Here is a 1,486-nt window from a genome sequence, read left to right as displayed (position 1 = left end):
CTTGGGTTCTAGCGGTCCTCGCAACACTCACGAGTTGGGAGTTGCGAGGACCGTGGGCGGTAAGAGGCTCGATCCAGCGCTGAAGAAGCGCTTCCTTGAGCGGCTGGATGCGTTGGGGAGCGTGTCTGTCGCAGCTCGTGAGCTGGGGCTGAACCGGAACACCGCGTTCGCCCTGGCCTACAAGGCCGGAATCAAGGTGGGACACCAGCGGCATCCGCGGCGCGAGGAGTACGAGCAGCTGCGAGGCCGGGGTCTGTCCCGCCGAGAAGCCGCCAGGCGGACGGGAGTGAACGAGCGCACGGCGAAGGACTGGGACAACGGCGTCAGGAAGAGCCGCAACGGGCGGGCCTATCCGGACGGCCGGCGTGTGAACTACACGACGGGTACCGTCACGATGTCCGGTGTGATCATGACTGCACACCAGGTGAGACCGGTCAGCCTGAAGGCGCTGGAGAAGAAGCTGCACGCGCGGTTCCTGACGGTCTCCGAGCGGGAGCGGATACGTGACATGCGTGCCGCCGGGCACTCGCTGCGGGCCATCGGGCGGGCCCTGGGGCGGCCGGCCAGCACCATCTCACGCGAGCTGCGGGCCAACTCCGGCATCAGCGGCTACCACCCCTACGCGGCGCACAGAGCCGCCGCCGCGCGCCGGCCGCGGCCGAAGGAAGCCAAGCTCTCGCGCGAAAGCCCGTTGCGCAGCTTTGTCCGGGACGGGCTGCGCAGACGGTGGTCGCCGGAACAGATCTGCCACGCTCTGGTGAAAGCACATCCCGACGACCAGAGCATGCGGGTGAGCGTGGAGACGATCTATCAGGCACTGTATTTGCAGGCCAGAGGCGGTCTGAAGCGGGAAGTCCAGGCAGCGGTCCGCACCGGTCGCACCCGGCGCAAGCCGCGACGCGACCCGAGCTGTCGCACCCCTAGGTTCAACGACCCGATGGTAATGATCAGCAGCCGTCCCGCCGAGGTCGAGGACCGGGCGGTACCCGGTCACTGGGAAGGTGACCTGATCATCGGCGCCCAGGGCCGGTCGGCCATCGCGACCCTGGTCGAGCGGACCACCCGCTACACCATGCTGGTCCACCTGCCCGGCAGCTCCCACGACGCCGATACCGTCCGCGACGGCCTGGTCCGCACCATCCAGACCCTCCCCGAGCATCTGCGCGGCTCCCTCACCTGGGACCAGGGAGCGGAGATGGCACGTCACAAGCAGTTCACCACCGCCACCGGGATGCCGGTCTACTTCTGCGATCCCGCCTCCCCCTGGCAGCGTGGCTCCAACGAGAACACCAACGGCCTGCTGCGGCAGTACTTCCCCAAGGGCACCGATCTGAGCCTCCACAGTCCCGAAGATCTCGAACACGTCGCGCAGGAACTCAACGGCCGCCCACGCAAAACGCTCGGCTGGGATACACCAGCCGAGCGTCTACGTGATCTACTCACCACCTGAGCCAGGCAGTGTTGCAACGACCGCTAGAACCCAAGC

The 1,486-nt window shown here is 67.3% G+C and carries 1 protein-coding gene; it reads left to right on the top strand.

Translation table 11 applies throughout. The features are described from left to right. Window positions 1-253 precede the first annotated feature (253 nt). Window positions 254-1,450, top strand: a complete 1,197-nt coding sequence (locus tag ACFF45_RS35360; protein ID WP_381351140.1) for an IS30 family transposase — start codon at window positions 254-256, stop codon at window positions 1,448-1,450. The last annotated feature ends 36 nt before the right edge of the window (window positions 1,451-1,486 follow it).

Origin of the sequence: Streptomyces cinereospinus, assembly GCF_042430725.1 — a bacterium.
GTDB lineage: Bacteria > Actinomycetota > Actinomycetes > Streptomycetales > Streptomycetaceae > Streptomyces > Streptomyces cinereospinus.
The sequence above is the reverse complement of the archived record's forward strand: the minus strand, read 5'-3'. Positions and strand labels throughout refer to the sequence as shown.